This window comes from Roseixanthobacter glucoisosaccharinicivorans (assembly GCF_043195095.2).
Lineage (GTDB): Bacteria > Pseudomonadota > Alphaproteobacteria > Rhizobiales > Xanthobacteraceae > NCEH01.
This window is the reverse complement of record NZ_CM195538.1, coordinates 1,440,234-1,463,377: the sequence shown is the minus strand read 5'-3', so window position 1 is coordinate 1,463,377 and position 23,144 is coordinate 1,440,234. Positions and strand designations below refer to the sequence as shown.

The window sequence follows — 23,144 nt, the reverse complement described above, 5'->3', positions numbered from 1 at the left end:
TTGGTCCTGGAGCCGAGATGTCCAGGCGCGCCCGATGTCGCGGCCGCTTCTAGCGCGAACGTGCGCGGCTGCGAAGGGGCGATGGGAGCGGCACCTTGCCCGTTTTCGGCTAATGTCCTGTTCCAGAATCCGATGGACCGCCTCTTTTGCCGAACAAGGACTTGTCATGACTTCCGCCGACCTCCAGCTCGGTCGCGAGACCGCCCTGCCCGCCTCCCCGGAAACGGCGGTGCTGGATCGCGTGCCCAACCCGCACCCGGATGTGGATTATGTGGCCCGCTTCACTTGTCCCGAATTCACTTCGCTCTGCCCGGTGACCGGACAGCCGGACTTCGCCCATCTGGTCATCGACTATGTGCCGGACCAGTTCCTGGTGGAATCCAAGTCGTTGAAGCTCTATCTCGCCAGCTTCCGCAACCATGGCGCCTTCCACGAGGATTGTACCATCGCCATCGGCAAGCGCCTGGTGGCGCTGCTCGCGCCGCGGTTTTTGCGAATCGCCGGCTATTGGTATCCGAGGGGAGGCATACCCATTGATGTTTTCTGGCAGACTGGCAGCCTGCCGACGGGCGCCTGGCTGCCGGATACCGGGGTCGCGCCCTATCGCGGAAGGGGATAGCCATGCCCAATCTGGTGATCACCAATGGGGATGCGGCGGTGGAGCGCCTCAAGGCCGGCGGGATTGCCGGCCACTTCCTGCCCTGGCGGGACATGCTCCACGACGGCCCGGTGCCCGCAGATCCGTCCCTGGCCATCGTGGCCGATGCCCGCGCGGCGTTTCTCGCCCAGTCGCTGGGGCTGGAGTTCGATTCCGTCCGGGCGGACTTCGCCGAGCGGGATGGGCAATTGGAGATCCACATCGCCTTCAATTGCGTGGATTTGTGGTTCGAGCACGACCTCTACGACCAGCTCCAGCTGATACAATTGCTCAATTATTTCGCCCGCGAGCCGGAGCGTCTGGGCCTGCGGCTGGTGCAGGCGGACCATTATCTCGGGGTGATGGACGAAGCGCAGGTGAATGAGCTGGCGCAGCGCGCCAGTGCGGTCAGCGCCGTGCAGCTGGAGACCGCAAGCGACGCCTGGGAGGCGTTCACGGCGCCGACGCCGCGGGCGCTCGCCCGGTTCGTCAAGCAGCAGAGCGCGGCCCTGCCCTTCCTGGTGCCGGCCCTGCGCCGGGCGCTGGCCGAACTGCCCGCCCCGCGCACCGGCCTTTCGCTGACCGAGGAACGCATCCTGCGCCAGCTGTTGGACGGACCCCAGAGAGTCGCCCATGTCTATGGCGCCGTGCACAAGATGGACGAGGCGCAATTCCTGGCCGACCTGCCGTTTTTCCTGCGATTGGACGGACTTGCGTTCGCTCACGAACCCCTGATCGAGGGCCTGCCGTTCGCCTCCAGCGAATGCAAGCCGTTCCAGGCGAGTACGCCCGCGGGCCCGGAGGAAATCACCTATCGCACCTTCGCAACCGCCGAGATCGCCTTGACCGAGGCCGGGCATGCGGCACTGAAAGGCAGTTTCGACCATGCCTGCGAAAATGCCATCGACCGCTGGCTGGGGGGAACGCGCCTCCAACCCGGCGCCATGTGGCGGTATGACCGCAATGCGGAACGGCTGATCGACCCCAATTGAGGGGGCCGCCGGAAGTGGGGATGGCCGCCGCTCCCGCAAAATGTTTCACGTGAAACAATGGCTTAGCGTAGACGAACAGCGGTTTGAAGGGTCATCTCCGCACCCGTCGGGCCGACCAAACCGTGCTTTCGGCCGAACTTCGGGCGATGAATTTCGGCAAGAGAACGAACTTTTCCGCAAACGTTGCCCGCGCCGCCTCGATGGCGTGTCCCGGCCTGGCGTCATGGCCGGGCCTGACCCAGCCATCCCGCTTCGACACCCGCGCCATGCGTGAACGCCAGCGCCAGCGGTTCTGCGTGGATGCACGGGACAAGCCGGCGCATGACGGCGGCTCCAGCCCGGGCCTCTGGGACGGATCGACATTCAGCGGCGTGATGGACCATGAATGTCGCTCGGCCCCTAGGATCGATCGACATTTAGGGCCTGACGCCCTTGCAGCAGAGCTGCGTCATGCACGGGCTTGTCCCGTGCATCCACGCGGCCCCGCTGGCATCGACTTTTCAAGGCCTGCGCGGGCGGCCCCACGTGGATGGCCGGGGCAAGCCCGGCCATGACGACCGGTGAAAGAAAGACAATCGCGCGCACCCGACGTCAGGCGCCGCGACGCTGCACCTCGCCGCTGAATGTCGATTGGTCCTAGGCCGGCGTGAGCAGCTTCAGCCCCACGATGCCGGCGGCGATCAGGCCGATGCAGCCGAGGCGCAGGGCGCCGGCGGGCTCGTTCAGAACGAAGATGCCGACCAGCACGGAGCCGACAAGGCCGATGCCGGTCCACACCGCATAGGCCGTGCCCAAGGGGAGATCGCGCAGGGAAAGGCCGAGCAGGCCGATGCTGGCAGTGAAGGTGACGGCTGTGAACAGGGTCGGCCACAGGCGGGTGAAGCCTTCCGCATGCTTCAGCCCAAAGGCCCAGCCGATTTCCGCAATCCCGGCCAGAGCCAGGTAAACCCAGGACATGAGACGCTCCGGTACAGGCGGGGTCGTCCCCGCCGAACCACCGAAAAGGGCAAGGTCGTCCCGCCCCGGTGCATTTCATCGTTTCTCTGAAACGGTGAAATGCACTAACACCTTGTTTTGGTGCACTTTCTTCACGCGAGCCGGTTCGGCTTCGCTCGAAAATGCGCCAGCGCGCCTGCACGGCACGCCTATTGAGAATATTATTTTCTCAATAAGAATACTCTAGCGCCAAGTTTCGCCAGTTCAAGCAGCTCCGGCGGGACGCTCCACCACAATGGCCGCGCCGAGCGCGCTGGACGGCTTCACCACCACGATCCCCTCGATGGCTTCTTCCACCATGCCGCGCGCCTCAAGCGAGCGGCGCAGGCTGGCGGCGCCGGGCGAGTCGAAGCGGATGGCGGCGAGCCGCATGCCTTCGCCGGCGGGGGCGGGCACGCCGTAGCGCTGGGTGAAATTGGCCCGGGTCATCAGGTCGATCTCGCCGCGCGGCGTCTGCGCCACATACCAGTCATCGCTGGCGCGGCGCGGCGTCACGCCGGTGAGCGTATCGAGGAAGGTGACGTGATCCACCAGGCTTTCCGACACCAGCACCACCCCCGACACGCCGGTGATGCCATTGGCGTGCCGCTGGAGATCGGGCGACCAGAAATTCTCCGGCCGGTGCTGGGTGCAGGTGAAAAAGCCCACGTCGGGCGCCAGGGGATCGACCGCGAACGCCAGCGAGAAGCCGACTTCCACATCATTGCCATCGGGGCGGCGCGCCATGCGCGAAAACTCGAACAGATCGAACCCGCCGAAGCCGGCGGCGTCGAAGGTCGCCTTCTCTCCGGCCGGGTCGGTGCCCTCCAGCACCAGCATGGAGAGGCCTTCTCCATTGCGGGCGAGGAAATCGCGATTGAAGGCGCCGAAGGAAAAATGGTCCGCGGTGCCGGCCGGGATCTTCTCCGGCTCGGAGATTTCCAGCAGCTCGATGAAGAAGCCCGGCATCTGCACGATGCGGTTCTGGGTGCCCCAGGGGTGACGGTTGCGCGGGCTGACGGTGAAGCCGAGCAGATCATAGATCTCCCCTGCCGCATCGAGATCGCGCACCACATGGACGACGTGATCGAGACCTCTGCGCATGGGGAACTCCTTTTACCCGTGGGATGCCGCGCTAGACCAGCCGGCTTTGCTCCATCGCCGCGCCGACGAAGGACGCGAACAAGGGATGCGGCTCGAACGGCCGCGACTTCAGCTCGGGGTGGAATTGCACCCCGATGAACCAGGGATGGTCGGCATATTCCACGATTTCCGGCAGCAACCCGTCGGGCGACATGCCGGAGAAGCGGAGGCCGTGCTGTTCCAGCCGGTCCTTATAGGCGGTGTTCACTTCGTAACGATGACGATGGCGCTCATAAATGTCGCTCTCGCCGTAAATCTCGCCGACGCGGCTGCCAGGATTGAGCACCGCGTGATAGGCGCCGAGCCGCATGGTGCCGCCGAGGTCGCCCGCCGCCGAGCGGCGCTCCAGCTCGTTGCCCTTGAGCCATTCGGTGAGCAGGCCCACCACCGGCTCGCTGGTCTCGCCGAATTCAGTGGAATTGGCATTCTGCACCCCGGCGAGATTGCGGGCCGCCTCGATCACCGCCATCTGCATGCCGAAGCAGATGCCGAAATAGGGCACCTTGCGTTCGCGCGCGAACTGGGCCGCGCGGATCTTGCCTTCCGCCCCGCGCTGGCCGAAGCCGCCCGGCACCAGGATGCCGTGCACATGCTCCAGGAACGGCACGGGGTCTTCGTGCTCGAAGGTCTCGCTCTCGATCCAGTCGAGATTGACCTTCACCTTATTGGCGATGCCGCCGTGGGCCAAAGCCTCGATGAGCGACTTATAGGCATCCTTCAGGCCAGTATATTTGCCGACCACGGCGATGGTCACTTCGCCTTCCGGATTGCGCACGCGGTTCTCGATGGTGGACCAGCGCTTGAGGTTCGGCGCCGGCGCGGGGTCGATGCCGAACGCGGCCAGCACCTCGGTATCGAGGCCTTCCGCATGATAGGCGGCGGGCACGGCATAGATATTGTCCACGTCCCGCGCCTCGATCACCGCGCTTTCCCGCACGTTGCAGAACAGCGAGAGCTTGCGCCGCTCCTCGCGCGGAATCGCCCGGTCGGTGCGGCACAGCAGGATGTCGGGCTGGATGCCGATGGAGCGCAGCTCCTTCACCGAATGCTGGGTCGGCTTAGTCTTCAACTCCCCGGCGGAGGGGATGAAGGGCATCAGGGTGAGATGGATGAAGATGGCATGGCCGCGCGGCAGCTCGTTCTTGAGCTGGCGGGTCGCCTCGAAGAACGGCAGGCCCTCGATGTCGCCCACGGTTCCGCCCACCTCGATGAGCACGAAATCATAGGTTTCGTTGCCCTCCAGGACGAAGTCCTTGATGGCATTGGTGACATGCGGGATCACCTGGACCGTGGCGCCGAGATAGTCGCCGCGCCGCTCCTTCGTGATGATGTCCTGATAGATGCGGCCGGTGGTGACATTGTCCCGCTTGGTGGCGGGGCGGCCGGTGAAGCGCTCGTAATGGCCGAGGTCGAGATCGGTCTCGGCCCCGTCGTCGGTCACGAACACTTCGCCATGCTGATACGGGCTCATGGTGCCCGGATCGACGTTCAGATAGGGATCCAGCTTGCGCAGCCGGACCGTATAGCCGCGCGCCTGAAGAAGCGCGCCCAAGGCTGCGGAAGCGAGGCCCTTGCCCAGCGAGGACACGACGCCGCCGGTGATGAAGATATAGCGCGCCATGGGCTTAAACTCTAATCCGCGCAAACGCGATTCGGCGAGAGCAATGCCGTTCCGGCATCGCCTCGCCTGTGGAGAACCTCATATCGCGGCGCGAACGCCGCGATACACGATCACTGAGACTTCGGAACCTGCGGGCCGCTCGGCGCCGGTGCGGCTTCCGGGGCAGGCGCGGGCGCGGGAGCGGCCTGGCCAGCCGGCGCCTGCTGGCGGAGCTGATCGAGAATCGTGCCGCCGCTCTGGGGAACCGACGGGCCGCTCGGAGCAGCCGGGGTCAGCAGCGCCGGCGGGGTGCGGCCCCAGCCGGCCAGAATGGTCAGCGAAATGGAGGTGACGAAGAAGATGCCGGCGAGGATCGCGGTGACACGCGTCAACAGATTGGCGCTTCCGCGCGCGGTGAAGAAGCCGCCGCCGGAGCCGCCGCCCCCGCCGCCGATGCCCAGGCCACCGCCCTCGGAACGCTGGATCAGCACCACGCCGATCAGCGCGAGCACCACCATCAGATGAATGACGATCAAAACAGTCTGCATGGAATCCACGTCTTCGCGCCGGCGTCCGCCAAAAGGCCGGCAACCGCGCACAGGTCCGGAAAATGTCAGTCGGGCGCGTTCCTACACGATCGCGCCGGGCAATGAAAGAGTGCCTGATTTCGCAGCACCTCCCCGCGCCCTGCATGGCACGCGGATCTCATTCCAATGCGAAGCTCACGACCGAGGCAAAGGCGATGATCCATACCGCTCCGCTGACGCTGCGGGCGCGGCCGGCGACGACATTCACAGCCACATAGGTAATGAAGCCGATGCCGATGCCTGAGGCGATGGAGAAGCTGAACACGGTGCCGAGCGCGGTGGCTGCCGCCGGCAGCGATTCGCACGGATCGTCGAAATCCACCGCGCGCAGCGCGGAGACCATGAGGCACGCCACGAACACCATGGCCGGCGCGGTGGCAAAGGCCGGCACCGCCATGGCCAGGGGCGCGAACACCAGGCAGGCGAGAAACAGGAGCGCTGTCGCCACCGAGGCAAGGCCCGTGCGCCCGCCCGCCTGGATGCCGGCCGCGCTCTCGATATAGGAGGTCGTGGTGCTGGTGCCGAGCACGGCGCCGAGCATCGCCCCGCCGCTGTCCGCCAGCAGCACCTCGCGCAGGCGGGGCACCGTGCCGTCCTCCCGCATCAGGCCAGCGCGGAAGGTGGTGGCGATCAGCGTGCCCATGTTGTCGAGCACATCCACCAGGAAGAAGGTGAACACCACGCTGACCGCGCCGAGCTTGACGGCGCCGGCGATGTCCATTTGCAGGAAAGTGGGCGCGAGCGAGGGCGGCAGGGCGACGAAGCCGTCGAATTTCGTCAGGCCCAGCGGCACCCCGAGCAGCGTGGTGACGGCGATGCCGATGAGGATCGCGCCCGGCACCTTGCGGGCCGAGAGCCCCGCCATCAGCAGGAAGCCCAGCGCCGAAAGCAGGGTCGTGGTCTTCTCCAGATCGCCGAGGCCGATCATGGTCGCGGGCTTCGCCACCACCAGCCCCATGCCCTGGAACCCCAGCAGGCCGAGGAACAGCCCGATGCCGGCCGCGATGCCGAGCTTCAGCGACAGGGGAATGGAATTGATCAGCCATTCGCGGATGTGCAGCACGCTGATGGCGAGGAACAGCAGGCCCGACAGGAACACGGCGCCGAGCGCCACCTGCCAGGGAATCTGCATGCCCAGGACGACGGTGAAGGCGAAATAGGCGTTCAGCCCCATGCCGGGGGCGAGCGCGATGGGATAATTGGCCAGCAGCGCCATGGCCAGCGTGCCGAGCGCGGCGGCAAGGCAGGTGGCGGTGAAGGCGGCGCCATGGTCGATCCCGGCGGCGGCCAGGATCTGCGGATTGACCACGATGATGTAGCTCATGGTCAGGAAGGTGGTGAGGCCGGCGAGGATCTCGGTCGCCGGCCGCGTGCCGTTCTCCTGGAGATGAAACACCCGCTCCAGCATGCCGCCCGGTCCCCGTTTGCTGATGCGGCGAGGCTAGCAGGAAGCCGGCGTCCCGCCAGCCCTTCGCAGATGCGAACAGCGCAAATTTGCGCCCCTCACCCGCCCGCTGCGCGGTCGACCTCTCCCCCACGGGGAGAGGTGGGGAACAGGGGGTAAGAAACAGACCGCTTCCTCCACCCGGGCCGAATCCCCTCTCCCCGCTGGGGAGAGGGTTAGGGTGAGGGGTGAGCGTGCGCCGCCTAATGCGCCAGCACCGCCAGCAGCAGCAAAGCGACGATGTTGGTGATCTTGATCATGGGGTTCACGGCCGGTCCCGCCGTGTCCTTGTAGGGATCACCCACCGTGTCGCCGGTGACGGAGGCTTTGTGCGCCTCCGAGCCCTTATAGTGGCGCACGCCGTCCTTATCGACGAAGCCGTCCTCGAACGACTTCTTCGCATTGTCCCAGGCGCCGCCGCCCGAGGTCATGGAGATGGCGACGAACAGGCCGGTGACGATTACGCCCAGCAGCATGGCGCCCACCGCCGAGAAGGCGGCGGACTTGCCCGCCACCCCGCCGCCCGCCACCAGATAGATGAGGAAATAGCAGACGATGGGCGAGAGCACCGGCAGCAGGGAGGGAATGACCATTTCCTTGATGGCCGCTTTGGTGAGCAAATCCACGGCGCGGGAATAATCGGGCTTCTCGGCATAGGTCATGATGCCGGGATGCTCGCGGAACTGGCGCCGCACCTCTTCCACGATGGCGCCGGCCGCCCGGCCCACCGCCGTCATGCCCATGGCCGCGAACAGGAACGGCAGCAGGCCGCCGAACAGCAGGCCCACCACCACATAGGGATTTTCCAGCGAGAAGTTCGGCGTGACCCCGGCGAAATAGGTGCCGGGAGCGGCCGTGCTGGTGAAGAACTTCAAATCCTGGCTATAGGCCGCGAACAGCACCAGCGCGCCGAGGCCGGCGGAGCCGATGGCATAGCCCTTGGTCACCGCCTTGGTGGTGTTGCCCACCGCGTCCAGCGCGTCGGTGGAATGGCGCACCTCCGGGGGAAGGCCGGCCATTTCCGCGATGCCGCCGGCATTGTCCGTCACCGGGCCGAAGGCATCGAGCGCCACCACCATGCCCGCGAGCGCCAGCATGGTGGTTGCGGCAATCGCGATGCCGAACAGGCCGGCGAGGCCATGGGCCACCAGGATGCCGGCGATGATCACCAAAGTCGGCAGCGCGGTGGATTCCAGCGAGATGGCGAGCCCCTGGATGATGTTGGTGCCGTGCCCGGTCACCGAGGCCTGGGCGATCGACACCACCGGGCGATAGCCGGTGCCGGTGTAATATTCGGTGATGACGACGATCGCGCCCGTCACCGCGAGCCCGGTCACGCCCGCCAGGAACAGGCTGGTGCCGGTGATGGCGCTGCCCGCGATGGGCCCGAACCCGGCCAGCAGCCAGGTGACGAGGGCGAGGGCGAACACCGAGAGCCCGGCGCTCGCGCCGAACCCCTTATAGAGCGCCCCCATGATCGAGGACGTGGGCCCGAGCCGCACGAAGAAGGTGCCCGCGATGGAGGTGATGATGCACACACCGCCGATGGCGAGCGGATAGAGCAGCATGGATTCCAGGGCCGGCGTATTGGCGAAGAAGATCGCCGCCAGCACCATGGTCGCCACCACGGTGACCACATAGGTCTCGAACAGATCGGCGGCCATGCCGGCGCAGTCGCCGACATTGTCGCCCACATTGTCCGCGATGGTGGCGGGGTTGCGCGGATCATCCTCCGGGATGCCGGCTTCCACCTTGCCCACGAGATCGCCGCCCACGTCCGCACCCTTGGTGAAGATGCCGCCGCCGAGACGCGCGAAGATGGAGATCAGCGAGGCGCCGAAGCCGAGCGCCACCAGCGCATCGACCACCGTGCGGCTGCCCGGCGCCATGCCGAGGCCCTTGGTGAGCACGGCGAAATAAACTGTCACCCCCAGCAGAGCGAGCCCCGCCACCAGCAGGCCCGTCACCGCGCCCGCCTTGAACGCGAGGTCGAGCCCGCCCGCGAGCGACTTGGTTGCCGCCTGGGCGGTGCGCACATTGGCGCGGACCGAGACGTTCATGCCGATGAAGCCCGCGAGCGCCGAAAGGATCGCGCCCACGGCAAAGCCGACCGCCACCAGCCAGCCCAGCAAAAATCCAACCGCAATGAAAATGACGACGCCGACAATCCCGATGGTCGTGTACTGGCGCTTGAGATAGGCCTGCGCGCCCTCCGCGATGGCGGCGGCAATTTCCTGCATCCGCGCGTTTCCCGGATCGGCGGACATGACCGCGCGCCCGGCCCAGACCCCGTAGCCGACGGCCAGCAGGCCGCAGGCGATGATCACCACCAATGCCAACATGAATCCACCTCTACGTTTCCACCCAGGTTTTCTTGTCTTATGGGGGGAGTGTGAGGGGTGCGCTGGAAAGTCGCAATCCGTCTCTTTGCGGTATTCGCCTGGGCGGCGTGCGGCATAACAGGTTGGCGAAGCCGAAAAGCGCCCGCGCCGTCAGAGCTTGCTGCGGTGGAACAGCGGGCGCGGCACATTGCGCACGATGGCCATGATGCCGAACCAGAACCAGGGCGTGTAGAGCACCGCGCCGCGCTTGGCGATGGCGGCCTCCATATCGCCCGCCACCTTCTCCGGCGTCGCCCACAGCGGGCCGCCCTGCGGCAGATGGGCGGTCATTTTCGTCGCGACGAAACCGGGGCGCACATCGAGCACCGCGACATTGGCCTTGAACAGGCGATGCCGCAGGCCTTCCAGGAATTTTTGCAGCCCGCCCTTGGCGGCGCCGTAGAGATAATTGCTCTGCCGCCCCCGGTCGCCGGCCACCGAAGTGATCACGGCGATGGTGCCCGTCCGTTGCGCCTCGAAGCGCGCCGCGAGCGCGTCTGCGAGCAAAGCCGGGCTGACGAAATTGAGCGCGAGCGCCGCTTCCCCTTCCGCCGCATCGGCGGAAACACGGGCCTGGTCGGGCAACGAACCGTAGGCGATGAGCGCCACGTCCAGCCCGCCGAGCGCGGTCCAGGCATTTTCGGCCACCGCCGCAAGCGCGGCCGTGCGGGCGAAATCGGCCTCCTGCACCTCCACCTGCGGCGCCCCGCGCACGCTGAGGTCCGCCGCCAAGCGGTCGAGGGCGGCGCGGTCGCGGCCCACCAGCACGAGGCGCTGGCGCGCCTCGGCGCAGCGGCGGGCAAAGGCGATGGCGATGTCGGAGGTGGCGCCGAAGATGGCGACGCGGCGTGCGGTCTCGGTCATGTCTGGGCCTCCGCCGGGTGAATGCCGACGCGGCGCGAAAACGCCGAGGACATTGCGGGATCGAGGAAATGCCGGAACGCGGACAGGGCCGGATAGCCCTTCGCATAGGTTTCGGCCGACATGGAGAAATCCTTGGCGGGATAGATGCGCCCGCGCGCGACGACCACGATATCCTCCAGCCGCCGCAGCAGGCGCAGCGTGCCCTCGCCCAGATTGGGGAAGTCCAGGGCCAGCGTCACGCCGGGCATGGGAAACGACATGAGGCCGGGCGAACCCACGCTGCCGAAGCGCTTCAGCACCACCAGCATGGAGCCCTGCCCGGCATCCGCGATGGCGCGCAGCAGATCCGCCGTGCCATCGCGCGCCGCCTGCGGCGGGATCACCGCCTGGAACTGGTAGAAGCCGCGCGGGCCATAGAGCTTGTTCCACTGGCCGATGGCGTCCAGCGGGAAGAAAGTCTTCTCATAGGAGGCAATGCGCGTCTTTCGGCCCGAGCGGCCGAGCTTGCGCAAGTAGGCGGCATTGAACGCGCGCAGCGACAGCGCGTTCACCGCCGAGATGGGCGGGGCGAAGGGCACCGCGATCTTCGTTTCGCGCGAGGGCGGCGGCGCGCCGACGCCCGGCGCATGGCGCGCCCGCACATAGATGCCGCGCCCGAGCTGCGCCCCGCCGGCGAGGCAATCCACCCAGGCGGCGGTATATTCCCATGCCTCGGCGCTTTCCGCATCCAGGGCGAAGAAATCGTCGAGATGGCCGAAGCGGATCTCCTCGCTCTCCAGCGCCAGCCCGCTCACCTTGCGCAGGCGCAGCGTGGCGGAGAGGATCAGCCCGGTCAGGCCCAGCCCGCCGATGGTGGCGCAGAACAGGCCGGGATTTTCCGTGCGCGAGCAGATGAGGCGGCTGCCATCGCTGCGCGCCAGCTCCAGGCTCTCGACATGATTGCCGAAGCTGCCGCAGGCGTGGTCGTTCTTGCCGTGCACGTCATTGGCGATGGCCCCGCCCACGCTGACGAAGCGTGTGCCCGGCACCACCGGCAGCATCCAGCCCGAGCCGTCCGCCAGCGGGCGGGAGATCACCGCGAAGATATCGGCGAGCCGCACCCCGGCTTCGCAGGTCAAGAGGCCGCTTTGGGGATCGAACGCCATGAAGCAGTCGAGATGGCGGGTCTCCACCAGCAGCCCGCCGGGATTGAGCGCCACGTCCCCATAGGAGCGCCCGCAGCCATAGGCGATGGCCGGCGCGGCAGGCGGCCCTTGGAGCAGGCGCGCTGCACTTTCCGGATCGCGCGGGCGCACCACGTCGCCCTCGGCGCGCAAGACGCCGCCCCAGGAGCGATAGGCGCGCCGGACCGGCTCCATCAGGTCGCCGCCAGCAAGGTGAGCAGGGCCAGAAGGCCCAGCACGAGCGAGAAGCGATCCTTCAGCGCGAACACCACCGGGTCCTCGCTCATGCGCCCGTGCACGGTGAGATGCCAGACCCGCAGGATCCAGATCAGCACCAGCGGCATCAGCGCCCACAGCATGCCGGGGTGGGTGTAGATGTCGCGCGGGTATTGCTCATTGATCAGATAGACCATGAAGATCACGATCGCGGAAAAGCTGGAGGCGACGCCCGCCGCCAGCAGCAGCGGCAGATCGCGCACCGTATAGCCGCGCGACACCACGGCCGTGCCGCCGGCCTGCACCACGCGGTTCAATTCCGCATAGCGCTTCACCATGGCCAGGCCGAGGAAGATCAGCATGGAGAAGGTGAGCAGCCAGGGCGAAACCGGCTGCGGCGCCAGCAGGCTGCCGGCAAGCACCCGCAAGGTGAACAGGCCCGCCAGCACGAACACGTCGATGATCGGCTGGCGCTTGAGGATCAGCGAATAGGTCAGCGTGACCACCGCATAAGCCGCGAGCGCCGCCGCGGCGGCGATCGGCAGGGCCAGCGAGATCAGCGCCGAGAGCGCGAACAGGGCGATCGCCGCGAACGCGCCGTCGCGCGGAGGGATGGCGCCGGCGGCGAACGGACGCGAGCGCTTGCGCGGATGCTGCCGATCCGAGGGCAGGTCCAGCAGGTCGTTCACGATATAGGTCGCCGAGGCCAGGATGCCCATGGCGAAGAACAGCAGGACCGCGTTCATCGCCAGCACCGGCGTCGCATAGCTGAAGCCGAGCACGGGGGCGACGAACACCAATGTGTTCTTCGCCCAATGCTGGATGCGCAGCGCCTTCGCCCAGGTGCGCGCGCCCGCGCGTTTCACCGCGAACGCCTGCTCGATGGGCTTTCCCGCCGGCAGCAGCGGCCTCAAGCGCTCCACATTGCCCACCAGGATCACCGCTTCCGCCGCCGCGAAGATGGGCGTGTCCACCGGGCCATCGCCGGCATAGACGAACCGCTCTCCCAGCATCTCCCGGATCGCCGCCAGCTTGCGCGTGCCGGAGAGATTGACCCCATGCTGCGACCCGCGCGCCAGATCGAACAGGCCGAGATGGGCCGCCACCGCATCGGCGATGGATTGATCGGCCGCGGTGACCAAGGCGATCGTGCGCCCGGCACGCTTCTGCGCCTTCAGATAATTCAGCAGGTCCGTGTTGTAGGGCAGCAATGCGGGATCGAAATCGGTGCGGTCGGCGACCGCGCGCTTGAACGCCGCCTTGCCCTCGCCGAGCCGGGCCGCGAGGTCGACGACATCCTGCAGCCCCGTCTTCACATAAGCGAGGCAGCCCTCGTGCAGGGTATCGGAGAAGGTCAAGGTGCCGTCGAGATCCACCGCGAGGGGTGGGAGAGACGCATCTTCTTTCGCGGCCAGCCCTTGCACCTGCTCACAGCCTCCGAAGACGCCTGAAGGCGTCCCGTGCGACATTCCTGGCGCGCGAACATGATCCGCGCGGACCGATACGGCACTGGCTTATTGCACTTGACCTGCCCACGCGCAACCCGAGCGGGCAACGCTGCGGACTGCCGCCGACGCTCGCGCGCACGGGCTGATTTCGGCAAAGCCGACCCGCACCGCCGCCGCCACCCCGCCTTTCCGCGAGCCGGCTTTCCGCACGGCCGCGCGCCCTTCCGCCCTTTTATCGGAACCGCGCGGCCGCTTGGGCGATGGCGGAGAGCTTCTCCTGCGCCGAGCCGGTGCAGCAGATCGGGTTGTCGGCAAAAGTGGCGAAGCCGCAATCGGGGTGCAGCAGCACGCGCTCACGGCCGAACAGATTGATGGCATGGGATATGCGGGCGGCGACCTCGTCCACACCCTCGGCGTGCGGGTCCTTCTGATTGACCACCCCGACGCCGATCCGCGCCTCCCGCGGCAGGGCTTGAAGGATCTCCATCTCCCCGGCCCGCGGGGTGCACATTTCCAGGAGATAGGCGCCCACCTTCACCTGCGCCAAAGTCTCGATCAGCGGGGCATAGCTGCCGGCGAGCGCGACGCTTTCGTCGGGAGTCCAATTGCCCCGGCACACATGCAAGGCGGTGCGATGGCGCGGGGCGCCCTCCAGCACCGCATTGAGCAGGTCGCGGGCGAAGCCGAGTTCATGCTCCGGCGCGAGCGATTCCGAGAGCGCGCCGCACATGAAGCTGCGCTTGTTCTTGGCCCCGGAGAACACCACCTCGGACAGCACCGGCTCGTCGAACTGCACCAGCGCCGCGCCGGCATCCATCAGTTCGGCCACTTCCTCGCGCAGAACCCGCACGATGTCCTCGGCGAGTGCCTCGCGGGTGTCATAGGCGCGGTCGGAAATGCACTCCATCCACATGGTGCGGGTGAGCAGATAGGGGCCGGGCAAGGCCACCTTCACCGGCTTGGCGGTGATTCCGCGCGCGAAATCCACCTCATGGGCCACCAGCGGGCGCGAGCGCGCCAGCTTGCCGAACACCGCCGGATGGCGCACGTCCCCGGCCGGAATGTCGAGCGCGCGCAATTCCGCCTGGAACTCCTCGGGATCGTCGACCAGGGGCAGCAGATCGGTGAGCGGGATGAGCTGGCAATTGTCGAGCCGGCTCGCGACGAAGCTCGCATAGCTGTCGCGCCGCTGCTCGCCGTCGGTCACGATGTCGACGCCTGCCTTCTCCTGCGCGGCGATGGCGAGGCGCACCGCATCATCGGCGGTCTCCTGGAACGCGGCCTCGGACAGGCGACCCTCCACATAAGCGTGCATCGCCTCGATCATCCAGCGCGGGCGCGGCCAGGAGCCGATGCCGGTCACGGCCAAAGGCGGGATGGCCGGCGGCTCGACCGGAACGCGCCGGGACGCCGGCGCGGCGGGGACCGGGGCGGCCATGGGCGCGGCGGGCGGCGGCGCGGGCGCGCGCTCAGCGAGCGTACCCTTGCACACCAGGAACGAGCGCTGGCGCTCCACCTTGGTGAAGGACACCAGCTCGTTGCCGGTGAGCCGGCACCAGGCGGGCAAATCCTCGTCCACCGAGATTTCCGAGGACAAGATTTCCAGCAGCCCCCCGCGCGGCAGCGGATCGATATGGCGGCGGATCAGCAGCAGCAGCCCGTTGCCGCAATCGAGATCGCCGCCGTCGAAGGAGACGTCGGGCTTATGGATTTGGCTTTCGCCCAAGGTCATGGCGCGATCCTCAGCTGATGGGCGGGCACGGCGCTCACGCCTTGCGGCGCCGCCCGACCTCGTAGCCGACCGCGCCCGCGCCAATGGCGAGGATGCCGACGGCGATTGCGAGCGCGGGCGAGATTCCGGCTTCGACGACGTGCGGCTGCGCGGCCGCAGACGCGGCGACGGGGGGCGCGGCCGCCGCCTGCGTCTTCTGGTCGGCGGGCAATGCGGCGGTCTCCAGCCGGGCGGCGGTGGCGTAAGAGCGGGTGAGCATGGCGCGGCCCACGTCCTTCAGGATCGCCTGTCCGGCCACCCGCCCCTGCCCGAGCACCAGATCGACATTGGCGACCTGCGGGCCGCCGAGATTGATCGAGCGGTTGCCCTGGGCGTCTTCCACATGCCAGGCGGTGACGGCATCGCCCGCGATCCGGTCCACCGCGATCTTGAAATAGCCCTCGGGGCCATCGACCGAGGTGCCGGGCTTCAGCCGGATCTCGCTCTTGTTGACCAGCAGGAAGCCGAAATTGTGCCCGGTGGGGCAGCCCACCGGATAGACCGCGAAGCGCGGATCGCGGGCGTAATCGGTGCCGTAGGAAAGGCTGAATGCCTTGCCGTAGACCTTCAGATTGGCCTTGTCGCCCTCGAAGGCATTGGGCCAGGGCGAGAGGAAGGCCACCATGTCGCCGTCCTCGAACACCAGCGCCTTGCGGGCGGTGGTGTCCTCGATCAGCAGGTCCGCCTTGACCGGGCCGAGGGTCTTCGATCCCTTGACCGTGCCGCCCTCCAGCAGCTCCAGTGTCACCGTGCCGGCGGCAGCGTCCACCGCCGCCACCCGCACCTTGCGATCACCCACCGGCCAGCTCTCGCCGGCCCCGGCAAGGCCGGCGAACACCTTGTCCTCGGCGAGCAGGATGCGGTCCATGCGGACACCGGAAATCCAGTCGAACACCAGCTTCTGCCCGGAGATTTCGCGCGCCTGCCCCTGGTTGTAGAGCTGCGCGAAGCGATTGCCCCACCAGCCGGTCTCGGTGCTCGACAATTCCGGCGCGCCGAACGCCCATTCCCAGTCGGTGCCGGCGATGGTGCGCACATGCAGCGAATGGTTGGCCATCTTCTCATGGCCGACGGTGGCGTAATAATTATAGACCTGCCCGCCCACCACCACGCTGCCGCCGGCGGGGATGGTGACGTTCTCCTTCACCTCGATCGTCATGTCGTAATCGACATAGGTGGGCAGGCGGCCGAGCACCGGCACCTGCTCGCCGCGCAACGCCACCTCGCCGCCCCAGGTGTCTTCCATGAAAGCCAAGCCACCGGGCGGGATCACCACCTCGCCGTTCTCGACCCGGCTCTTACGAATGAAGACCGCGTCATATTTCAGTGGCTTGCGGCCGAAATCGTCGGTCACGGCGCGGCCCTGCGGCAGGCCGGGAAGGCCGGGCACATAGGCCGGGTTCACGCCGCGCTCCGAGGGCAGAGAGAAGGGCGGCGGCGCGATTTCGCTGGTGGCGATGGGGTGGGCGAGCGGCCAGCCCGGCTTGGCCGGCGTCAGGATGGTCGAATAATCGGCCGCCACGGCGGGACCGGCGAGCAGCGCGGCGGAAGCGAAGGCGATCAGGACCTGTTTCACGGGCGTTCTCCCTTCAGGCGTGGGCCTGCGGCTCGCAGGTCGGGACGGCGCGAGCGCCGGGCAGCGGACAGGCACTGGCGCGGCGCGCCAGGAACAAGGTCCCCCAGCCGGTCAGCAGCAATGTGTTGAGGAACAAGAGCCATTTCGGCACCCCGACGAGGAAACTGCCGGCGATGCCGATGCCCACCACCGAGAGCGCCGGGGCGAGGCAACCGATACACAGGGCCGAGACGGCGAGGAGGCCGCCCCCGGCGGCAAGGCCGGCGGCCCCGGCCCCACCCCGCCGCCCCACCCGCAGGGCGAAGGCCGCGAAGGCCGCCGCGAGGCCGATGGTGGCGGCGGTGAAATATTCCTGCTTGCGCTGGAAGCTCACGAGGAAGGCCTGCGAGCGCTCATAGGTGAGTGTGCCCTGCGACACGTATTCCTCGGGCAGGAAGCCGCATTCCTCGGCCGCCTGCGCGCTCGCCGGCATCTTGAACAGCGCAAACGAGGCGCCGACATAGCCGAGCGCCGCGACGAGGAAAACGGCCAGCATCATCCGGATCGGAATCATCGTCACGGCCTCCCGGTTTCGCTCAGTAGCTGATGGAAGGCGCGCCTTCGCTCATGAATTCGACGAGCTTGGCGCCGCCGACGATCTTCGCCCCGTCCACCAGGGCCGTCTCGTCGAGCGCGCGCTTCTTGAAGCACGGCGAGCACACATAGATGGTGCCGCCGGCTGCCGCGAAATTGGTCATCAACTCCTTCAGGGGGGCGAAGCCCTCCTCGTGGATGTCGTCGGCATAGCCCTTCTGCGACAGCCGCGTGCCCTCGATGGAGAGGAACACCACGGTCTCCTTGTCGGAGGCCACGGCGGCATTGGCGATGACGAAGCCGACCGTCGCCTTGTCGGTGTCGTTCTTGGCGCAGCTGATGGAAATGACGAACTTGCCGGGCATGCGGGCTCACTCCTTGGGTTGGGTTCAGCTCCAGTCCAGCCGCGACCGGATCAGGAAGCTGTGGGTCTGCGGATCGTGGCGGATCAATTCGTTGCGGGTCATGCGGCACCAGGCCGGCAGGTCCTCCGGCGCGCCGGTATCGTGGGCGATCACCTCCAGCACCCGGCCGGGCATGGCCTTGAGGCGGATGCGCAGCAGCATCACCAGTTCGCCGCAGCCCATGTGGCCGGCGTCAAAGCTCTCCACCGCCTCGTGCGATGCGTTCCCGCCCATGCGTATTCCTCACGCAACGGCCTGCGAACGGCGTTAGCCGCCGTTTCGGGCCGATGGACCTATGGATTGGGAAGAGGAGCGGTGTCCGGTCGTCGACGCCCTGCGGATTTCACGGCAGGAGCCAGCCCTCACGGGGCATAGCGTTGCGGAAGGAGACCACTCGACAGGGAAGGTAACAGGGCGCCGGGCGCCGTCAAGGCCCTTCGCCGCGCCGCGCGCCCGGCCGGGCGCGGCGCCTGCTCGCTGACATGGGGGAGCGGCAGGCCCCGTCTCCCGTTCCCCACCTCTCCCCCACGGGGAAACGATATGGTCCGGGCGCGGCAACACCGCCCCGGCCCGGGTGATCGAGGCGGACGCCGGGATCGCGGCGCCCTGGGGATCAGGGGGCGCCGACCGCGGCAAGTAGAGCGACGCCGGCCCGCAGCGCCTTGCCGGTTGGTCCGACCGGGAGGGCGGCGACGATATGGATCGCATCCGGTACCTTGAACCGCTCGGTGCGCGCTGCGACCCACGCCCGCAGGTCCTCCGCGTCCGCGCAGGCACCGTCCCGCAACACCACCGCCGCGTGGACCGTCTCGCCAAGGCGCGGGTCGGGGACCCCGCAACACAGCGCCGCCGCGACGTCGGGGTGTCGCGCCAGCAGCAGGTCGATCTCCGCCGGCGCGATCTTGTTGCCCCCCCGCGAGATGATGTCCTTCAGTCGGCCGACAATGGCGACGAGCCCGTCCGGCCGAACGCGGGCGAGATCGCCGGTGCGGAAGAAGCCGTCCTCAAAGGCGGCGGCGGTGAGCTGCGCATTATCGAGATAGCCGAGCATGCCATAAGGCGTGCGGATCAGCAGTTCGCCGCAGCCTTCGTCGACCGCCTGGGCGCAGGCACCAAGACGGATGTCCACATTCTCTGTCGGTCGCCCGATCGTGCCCGCCCCGGTGAGGGCATCGCGCGGAGCGAGGCAGAAATCGCAGGAACCGGTCTCGGTGAGTCCATAGAGATCGAACACCCCTGCCCTGGGATATGCGGCGCTCAGGGCTTCGGAAAGCGGGAGACCCAGCGCCTCCCCGCCCGTCAGCACGATCCGCAGCCCGTCGGCAGCCACCGCCGGGCGGGCGAAGATGGCGCGCATCATGGACGGCACGCCGACGAACACGGTGGTGCGGGGCATGAGGCCGATCACGGTGTCGGCCGTAAACTTGCCGACCAGGATCAGACGCGCCTTGCTGCGCAGCGCGAGAAGCAGCGCCCACAAGCCGAAGATGAAGATGAGCTGAAGCGGCAGTTGCACCGTGTCGTCCGGTCGAAGCCGCAGCATGCGGTCAAGCACGTCGAGCTTGCCGGCAAACGCATCATGGCCGATCACCACGCCCTTCGGCGTTCCGGTCGAGCCCGAGGTGAAGATAACCAGCGCCGCTCCCTCAAGCAGCGGGCGGGCGGGCGGGGCGAGAGATGCGATCTGCGTGAGGGTTTCGCACTCGACACAAAAGCGCGCCGCGCTCTGCGCCTGCACCGCCTCGACCGTGGATGGCGCGGCGAGGGCGTGGAGCGGCACGGCGACGCCGCCCGCCTGCCACACGCCGAGAAAGGCGGCGATGTCGCCAGGGCGGTTCGCCACCTGCACCAGCACCGGTTCGTTGGGCGAAAGGCCCCTGTCCCGCAGCGTCTCGGCGAGCCGGCGGGCGGCGGCGACCACGTCAGCCGGGGCGGCGGTGCCGTCCGTGCTTTCGATCTCATGCGGATAGGAGGCGAGGGCCTCTTCCAGCAGACCGGCGAGTGCGGCCGTCATTGCGGCACCTTTGGGAAACGCCCGTCACGCCAGACCAGCGCCGCCTTGAGCCCGTCCCGCCGCGCGATATCCATGAACTGGATCTTGTCGGGAGAACCGGCGCCCTCGATGGCAAGGTCGATATCAAGCGCGCTCTCCAGCGCCTCCAGCATGCCCTGGGCCTCGATGGCACGGTTCAGGGCGCGCTTGGTCTGCTTGACGAGGTCGGGATCAATCGCAGCGATGTGGGTCGCAAGGCGCAATGCCTCGGCGTCCACATCGGAATCTGGAACCACGCTGTTGATCATGCCGATTTCGCGCGCGCGGCTGGCGCTGATCCGGTCGGCGCCGGTCAGGATGATCTCCTTGGCCACCTTGGGGCCGACCAGCCAGGGCAGGATCATCACCACGATGCCGGCGCCGAACTTAAGCTCTGGCTCGCCGAAGAACGCATCCTCTGCGGCAATGGTGATGTCGCACGCGAGCGCCAGCTCGCACGCGCCGGCAAGGCAGGGCCCGCGCACCGACGCGATGGTGGGCTTGGGCGAGCGCCAAAAGCGCATCACCGTGTCGAAATCCTTCCGCAGCAGCGGGCGCCACTGGGCAACCCCGCTCGGCTGCCGCTCCATCTGCTCCTTGAGGTCGAAGCCGGAGGAGAAGGCCTTGCCTTCTCCGCGCACGATGATGGCGCGCACCGCATCATCGGCCTCGGCCGAGTCCATGGCGGTGCAGATCTCGCCCAGCATCGTCTGGTTCAGAGCGTTGGTGCGCTCGGGCCGGCTGAGCGTGATGCGGCACACGCCGTCGAACGTCTCGTATTTGAGGGTCGAGAATTCCATCTGCTCCTCTTCGATCAGCGGTTGCCGCCGGCCATGGCGGCGGCCTCGGGAAGACGACGCAGGCGCGCCATCGCCAGCACGCCGAAAAAGGGGCCGATCGCCAGCACCGCAAAGGCGAACTGCCACCCCACCAGGGCCACGACATAGGGAATGAGGTGGATGGTCACGAGCGTCAACAGGAAGCCGACGCAGGTCTGCACGGTCAGCATGGTGCCGATGAGCCCGCGCTCGCTCAATTCCGCCACCGCGGCGGAGAATTGCGCGGAATCCGAGATCACCGTGACCCCCCACACCAGGGCGATCGCGAGCGTCACCACGGCCGGCCCGCCGAAACTGAAGCCGATCAGCACGGCGCAGCACCCGCTGAGGACCATGGAGCCCATGGTGACGGTGGTGCGACCGAGTCGGTCCGCGCACCAGCCGCCGATCAGGGCGCCCAGCGCGCCGGCTGCGATCACGGCAAAGGCGCCATAACGCGGATCGAAGGGAGGCGCGGCGCCGTAGCGCGCGGCAAAGCTGGCGGCGAAGAAGACGCCGATCCAGGACCACATGGCGTACAATTCCCACATGTGGCCGAAGTAACCGAAATTGGCGAGCCTGACCGCCCGCATGCGGAAGGCCTTCAGCGCACTGTCGAAGCGCAGCGGGGGTGCTTTGGCAAGGTTCGGTCCAAGGGCCGCGAAATTGATCAGCACGGCCGCCGCGAGCGCCCCAGTTGCGGCCCCGACCACCGGCAGGCGCCAGTCGAGCCCACCGAGTGCGCCGATGGCGTGGGGCGAGGCCGACCCGAGGGTAAGAGCGGCCACCAGCAAACCGATCAGGAGGCCGAGATCCCCCTTTGCCCAAGTGGAGGCGATCTTCATGCCGACCGGATAGACACCGGCCATGCACATGCCGGTGATGAAACGCAGCACCGGCACCATCGGCGACGTGGGTTCGAATGCAAGGATCGCCACATTTGCGAGGAAGGCGATGAAGGCCGATGCGGCGAACAGCCGTCGCAGATCGACCCGGTCAGCCAGGGACAGGATGGCGCTGATGAGCGTGCCCGCCACGAAACCAGCCTGGACCGAACTCGTCAGAAGCGCCTCGTGGAAGGGCGTCAGCGTCCAGTGCTCCCGGATTGCGGACAGCGAGGCCGTGGTGGCGAACCACGCCGACATGGCCGCCACCTCGCTGAAGACCAGGATCGTCAGCGAGATGGTCTTGGTGTGAGCGCCGGACACGGCGCGCGAAGTCAGTGAATATCGCACGCCGCCGGTCCGTCAGTTCGAGGCCTTCTTTACGAAGGCGCAGGGATTTTGCGACATGGGCCGGAAGGCTTCATCCCCGGGAATGGTCGCAACGAGCTTGTAATAATCATAGGGCGCCTTGGACTCTTCCGGCGACTTTACCTGGAACAGGTACATGTCGTGAATGGTGCGGCCGTCCTCGCGGATCTTCCCCTTGCCGAACAGCGGATCATCGGTGGGAATCTCCTTCATCTTGGCAACCACGGCGGCACCGTCGTGTGCCTTGTCCTTTTCCATCGCCGAAACGGCCTTCATCCAATGCAGCAGGGCGCCATAGGTGCCGGCCTGGTTCATGGTCGGATACTTGCCGGCATTGCGTGCCGCCAGCGTTTTGCCGAAGGCGCGGGTGCCGTCGTTGAGATCCCAATAGAAGGCACTCGTGAGCATCAGGCCCTGGGCGGTCTTCAATCCGATGGCATGGATGTCGGAAATAAAGGCGAGCAGCGCCACCAGCTTCTGCCCCGCCTGGGTGATGCCGAATTCACCCGCCTGTTTCACGGTGGTGATGGTATCGCCGCCGGAACTCGCCAGGGCGATCACCTGGGCCTTGCTGCCCTGCGCCTGGAGCAGGAACGAAGAGAAATCGGTGGTCTGGAACGGCGCCAGCACATGGCCGAGCACCTTGCCGCCACTGGCGTTCACGATATCCGCCGCGTCGCGTTCCAGCGCATGGCCGAAGGCATAATCCGCGGTGATGAAAAACCAGCTCTTGCCACCCTGCGACGTCACGGCCCGGGCGGTGCCGTTGGCGAGAGCCCACGTGTCGTAGGTCCAGTGCACGGTGTTTGGCGTACAGGCCTTTCCTGTCAGATCGGACGTGCCGGCGCTGGTGACGAGCAGCACCTTGTTCTTCTCTCGCGCGATCTGGGCGACGGCGAGGGCCACCGAGGAGGTCGGTACGTCGACCACCACGTCGACATTCTCCTGGTCGTACCAGCGCCGGGCGATGGCGGCGCCCACGTCTGCTTTGTTCTGGTGGTCGGCGGCGACGATCTCGACCTTGAAGCCGTGGGTCTCGGGCTTGAAGTCCTCCACCGCCATCTGCGCCGCGACCACGGCGCCGGGGCCCGCGATGTCGGCATAAAGGCCGGACTGGTCGTTGAGAACCCCCACTCGGAACACAGGCAAATCCGCTGCGAAAGCCGTTGTTGCGACCGAAATGAACGCGGTCGCGAGGATGCTGATGCGCATGTCCCTCTCCTTAAGTCGTTTCCTTGATGGATCTTTGCGCGGCTCTGGCGGCCGT

20 protein-coding genes are annotated in these 23,144 nt (G+C 67.2%); 2 read left to right on the top strand and 18 right to left on the bottom strand.

Annotated elements, in window-relative coordinates; genetic code table 11:
* The first annotated feature begins 166 nt into the window (after nt 1–166).
* Entirely contained in the window at nt 167–619 is a 453-nt protein-coding gene (gene queF, locus V5F78_RS06465; RefSeq protein WP_394069259.1) for a preQ(1) synthase, read from the top strand.
* Nucleotides 620–621: 2 nt separating this feature from the next.
* Nucleotides 622–1,629, top strand: coding sequence for a hypothetical protein (locus V5F78_RS06460; protein ID WP_394069258.1), 1,008 nt, complete (start codon nt 622–624; stop codon nt 1,627–1,629).
* Nucleotides 1,630–2,265: 636 nt separating this feature from the next.
* Here V5F78_RS06460 and V5F78_RS06455 read toward each other — a convergent pair.
* The 18 genes from V5F78_RS06455 to V5F78_RS06370 all read right to left on the bottom strand — a co-directional run bounded on the left by V5F78_RS06455 (nt 2,266) and on the right by V5F78_RS06370 (nt 23,089).
* Nucleotides 2,266–2,586 (bottom strand): DMT family transporter, encoded by a 321-nt coding sequence (locus tag V5F78_RS06455; RefSeq protein WP_394069257.1) that lies wholly within the window; start codon nt 2,584–2,586, stop codon nt 2,266–2,268.
* A 243-nt stretch (nt 2,587–2,829) separates the two neighbouring features.
* Nucleotides 2,830–3,708 carry a VOC family protein gene (locus V5F78_RS06450; protein WP_394069255.1) on the bottom strand — a complete coding sequence of 293 codons (879 nt, stop codon included), beginning with the start codon at nt 3,706–3,708 and terminating at the stop codon, nt 2,830–2,832.
* Nucleotides 3,709–3,739: 31 nt separating this feature from the next.
* On the bottom strand, nt 3,740–5,368 hold the full coding sequence (gene pyrG, locus V5F78_RS06445) for a CTP synthase (RefSeq protein WP_394069253.1): 1,629 nt from the start codon (nt 5,366–5,368) through the stop codon (nt 3,740–3,742).
* 110 nt (nt 5,369–5,478) lie between these two features.
* Nucleotides 5,479–5,895, bottom strand: a complete 417-nt coding sequence (gene secG / locus V5F78_RS06440; RefSeq protein WP_394069252.1) for a preprotein translocase subunit SecG — start codon at nt 5,893–5,895, stop codon at nt 5,479–5,481.
* 157 nt (nt 5,896–6,052) lie between these two features.
* Nucleotides 6,053–7,342 carry an NCS2 family permease gene (locus tag V5F78_RS06435; RefSeq protein ID WP_394069250.1) on the bottom strand — a complete coding sequence of 430 codons (1,290 nt, stop codon included), beginning with the start codon at nt 7,340–7,342 and terminating at the stop codon, nt 6,053–6,055.
* Nucleotides 7,343–7,581: 239 nt separating this feature from the next.
* Nucleotides 7,582–9,720: a sodium-translocating pyrophosphatase gene (locus V5F78_RS06430; RefSeq protein ID WP_394069249.1), complete on the bottom strand. Its 2,139-nt coding sequence runs from the start codon at nt 9,718–9,720 to the stop codon at nt 7,582–7,584.
* A 150-nt stretch (nt 9,721–9,870) separates the two neighbouring features.
* Complete coding sequence (locus V5F78_RS06425; protein WP_394069247.1) at nt 9,871–10,623, bottom strand: SDR family oxidoreductase; 753 nt, start codon at nt 10,621–10,623, stop codon at nt 9,871–9,873.
* Complete coding sequence (locus V5F78_RS06420) at nt 10,620–11,981, bottom strand: FAD-binding oxidoreductase (protein WP_394069245.1); 1,362 nt, start codon at nt 11,979–11,981, stop codon at nt 10,620–10,622. Before V5F78_RS06420 ends, V5F78_RS06425 begins: the two co-directional genes overlap by 4 nt.
* On the bottom strand, nt 11,981–13,426 hold the full coding sequence (locus tag V5F78_RS06415; RefSeq protein WP_394069243.1) for a UbiA family prenyltransferase: 1,446 nt from the start codon (nt 13,424–13,426) through the stop codon (nt 11,981–11,983). The genes V5F78_RS06420 and V5F78_RS06415 overlap by 1 nt, the downstream gene beginning before the upstream one ends.
* 256 nt (nt 13,427–13,682) lie before the next feature.
* On the bottom strand, nt 13,683–15,182 hold the full coding sequence (locus V5F78_RS06410; RefSeq protein WP_394069241.1) for a 5-methyltetrahydropteroyltriglutamate--homocysteine methyltransferase: 1,500 nt from the start codon (nt 15,180–15,182) through the stop codon (nt 13,683–13,685).
* 34 nt (nt 15,183–15,216) lie between these two features.
* The gene (locus V5F78_RS06405; protein ID WP_394069239.1) at nt 15,217–16,797 is read right to left on the bottom strand and encodes a hypothetical protein; all 1,581 of its coding nucleotides are present in this window, start codon (nt 16,795–16,797) and stop codon (nt 15,217–15,219) included.
* 13 nt (nt 16,798–16,810) lie between these two features.
* Complete coding sequence (locus V5F78_RS06400) at nt 16,811–17,350, bottom strand: hypothetical protein (RefSeq protein ID WP_394069237.1); 540 nt, start codon at nt 17,348–17,350, stop codon at nt 16,811–16,813.
* A 22-nt stretch (nt 17,351–17,372) separates the two neighbouring features.
* A complete protein-coding gene (locus V5F78_RS06395) occupies nt 17,373–17,735 on the bottom strand; it encodes a DsrE family protein (protein WP_394069236.1) in 363 nt (120 codons plus the stop codon).
* 24 nt (nt 17,736–17,759) lie between these two features.
* Nucleotides 17,760–18,008 carry a sulfurtransferase TusA family protein gene (locus tag V5F78_RS06390; protein ID WP_394069235.1) on the bottom strand — a complete coding sequence of 83 codons (249 nt, stop codon included), beginning with the start codon at nt 18,006–18,008 and terminating at the stop codon, nt 17,760–17,762.
* A 379-nt stretch (nt 18,009–18,387) separates the two neighbouring features.
* Nucleotides 18,388–19,788 (bottom strand): class I adenylate-forming enzyme family protein, encoded by a 1,401-nt coding sequence (locus tag V5F78_RS06385; RefSeq protein ID WP_394069233.1) that lies wholly within the window; start codon nt 19,786–19,788, stop codon nt 18,388–18,390.
* Nucleotides 19,785–20,606, bottom strand: coding sequence for an enoyl-CoA hydratase/isomerase family protein (locus V5F78_RS06380; RefSeq protein ID WP_394069231.1), 822 nt, complete (start codon nt 20,604–20,606; stop codon nt 19,785–19,787). Before V5F78_RS06380 ends, V5F78_RS06385 begins: the two co-directional genes overlap by 4 nt.
* A 14-nt stretch (nt 20,607–20,620) precedes the next feature.
* The gene (locus V5F78_RS06375) at nt 20,621–21,832 is read right to left on the bottom strand and encodes an MFS transporter (protein WP_394069229.1); all 1,212 of its coding nucleotides are present in this window, start codon (nt 21,830–21,832) and stop codon (nt 20,621–20,623) included.
* A 39-nt stretch (nt 21,833–21,871) separates the two neighbouring features.
* A complete protein-coding gene (locus tag V5F78_RS06370; RefSeq protein WP_394069227.1) occupies nt 21,872–23,089 on the bottom strand; it encodes an ABC transporter substrate-binding protein in 1,218 nt (405 codons plus the stop codon).
* Nucleotides 23,090–23,144 lie beyond the last annotated feature (55 nt).

Excerpts from the sequence above, each read along its gene's own strand:
- queF (WP_394069259.1), top strand. The coding sequence starts at position 167 with ATGACTTCCGCCGACCTCCAGCTCGGTCGCGAGACCGCCCTGCCCGCC.
- V5F78_RS06460 (WP_394069258.1), top strand. The coding sequence starts at position 622 with ATGCCCAATCTGGTGATCACCAATGGGGATGCGGCGGTGGAGCGCCTC.
- V5F78_RS06455 (WP_394069257.1), bottom strand. The coding sequence starts at position 2,586 with ATGTCCTGGGTTTACCTGGCTCTGGCCGGGATTGCGGAAATCGGCTGG.
- V5F78_RS06450 (WP_394069255.1), bottom strand. The coding sequence starts at position 3,708 with ATGCGCAGAGGTCTCGATCACGTCGTCCATGTGGTGCGCGATCTCGAT.
- pyrG (WP_394069253.1), bottom strand. The coding sequence starts at position 5,368 with ATGGCGCGCTATATCTTCATCACCGGCGGCGTCGTGTCCTCGCTGGGC.
- secG (WP_394069252.1), bottom strand. The coding sequence starts at position 5,895 with ATGCAGACTGTTTTGATCGTCATTCATCTGATGGTGGTGCTCGCGCTG.
- V5F78_RS06435 (WP_394069250.1), bottom strand. The coding sequence starts at position 7,342 with ATGCTGGAGCGGGTGTTTCATCTCCAGGAGAACGGCACGCGGCCGGCG.
- V5F78_RS06430 (WP_394069249.1), bottom strand. The coding sequence starts at position 9,720 with ATGTTGGCATTGGTGGTGATCATCGCCTGCGGCCTGCTGGCCGTCGGC.
- V5F78_RS06425 (WP_394069247.1), bottom strand. The coding sequence starts at position 10,623 with ATGACCGAGACCGCACGCCGCGTCGCCATCTTCGGCGCCACCTCCGAC.
- V5F78_RS06420 (WP_394069245.1), bottom strand. The coding sequence starts at position 11,981 with ATGGAGCCGGTCCGGCGCGCCTATCGCTCCTGGGGCGGCGTCTTGCGC.
- V5F78_RS06410 (WP_394069241.1), bottom strand. The coding sequence starts at position 15,182 with ATGACCTTGGGCGAAAGCCAAATCCATAAGCCCGACGTCTCCTTCGAC.
- V5F78_RS06400 (WP_394069237.1), bottom strand. The coding sequence starts at position 17,350 with ATGATTCCGATCCGGATGATGCTGGCCGTTTTCCTCGTCGCGGCGCTC.
- V5F78_RS06395 (WP_394069236.1), bottom strand. The coding sequence starts at position 17,735 with ATGCCCGGCAAGTTCGTCATTTCCATCAGCTGCGCCAAGAACGACACC.
- V5F78_RS06390 (WP_394069235.1), bottom strand. The coding sequence starts at position 18,008 with ATGGGCGGGAACGCATCGCACGAGGCGGTGGAGAGCTTTGACGCCGGC.
- V5F78_RS06385 (WP_394069233.1), bottom strand. The coding sequence starts at position 19,788 with ATGACGGCCGCACTCGCCGGTCTGCTGGAAGAGGCCCTCGCCTCCTAT.
- V5F78_RS06380 (WP_394069231.1), bottom strand. The coding sequence starts at position 20,606 with ATGGAATTCTCGACCCTCAAATACGAGACGTTCGACGGCGTGTGCCGC.
- V5F78_RS06370 (WP_394069227.1), bottom strand. The coding sequence starts at position 23,089 with ATGCGCATCAGCATCCTCGCGACCGCGTTCATTTCGGTCGCAACAACG.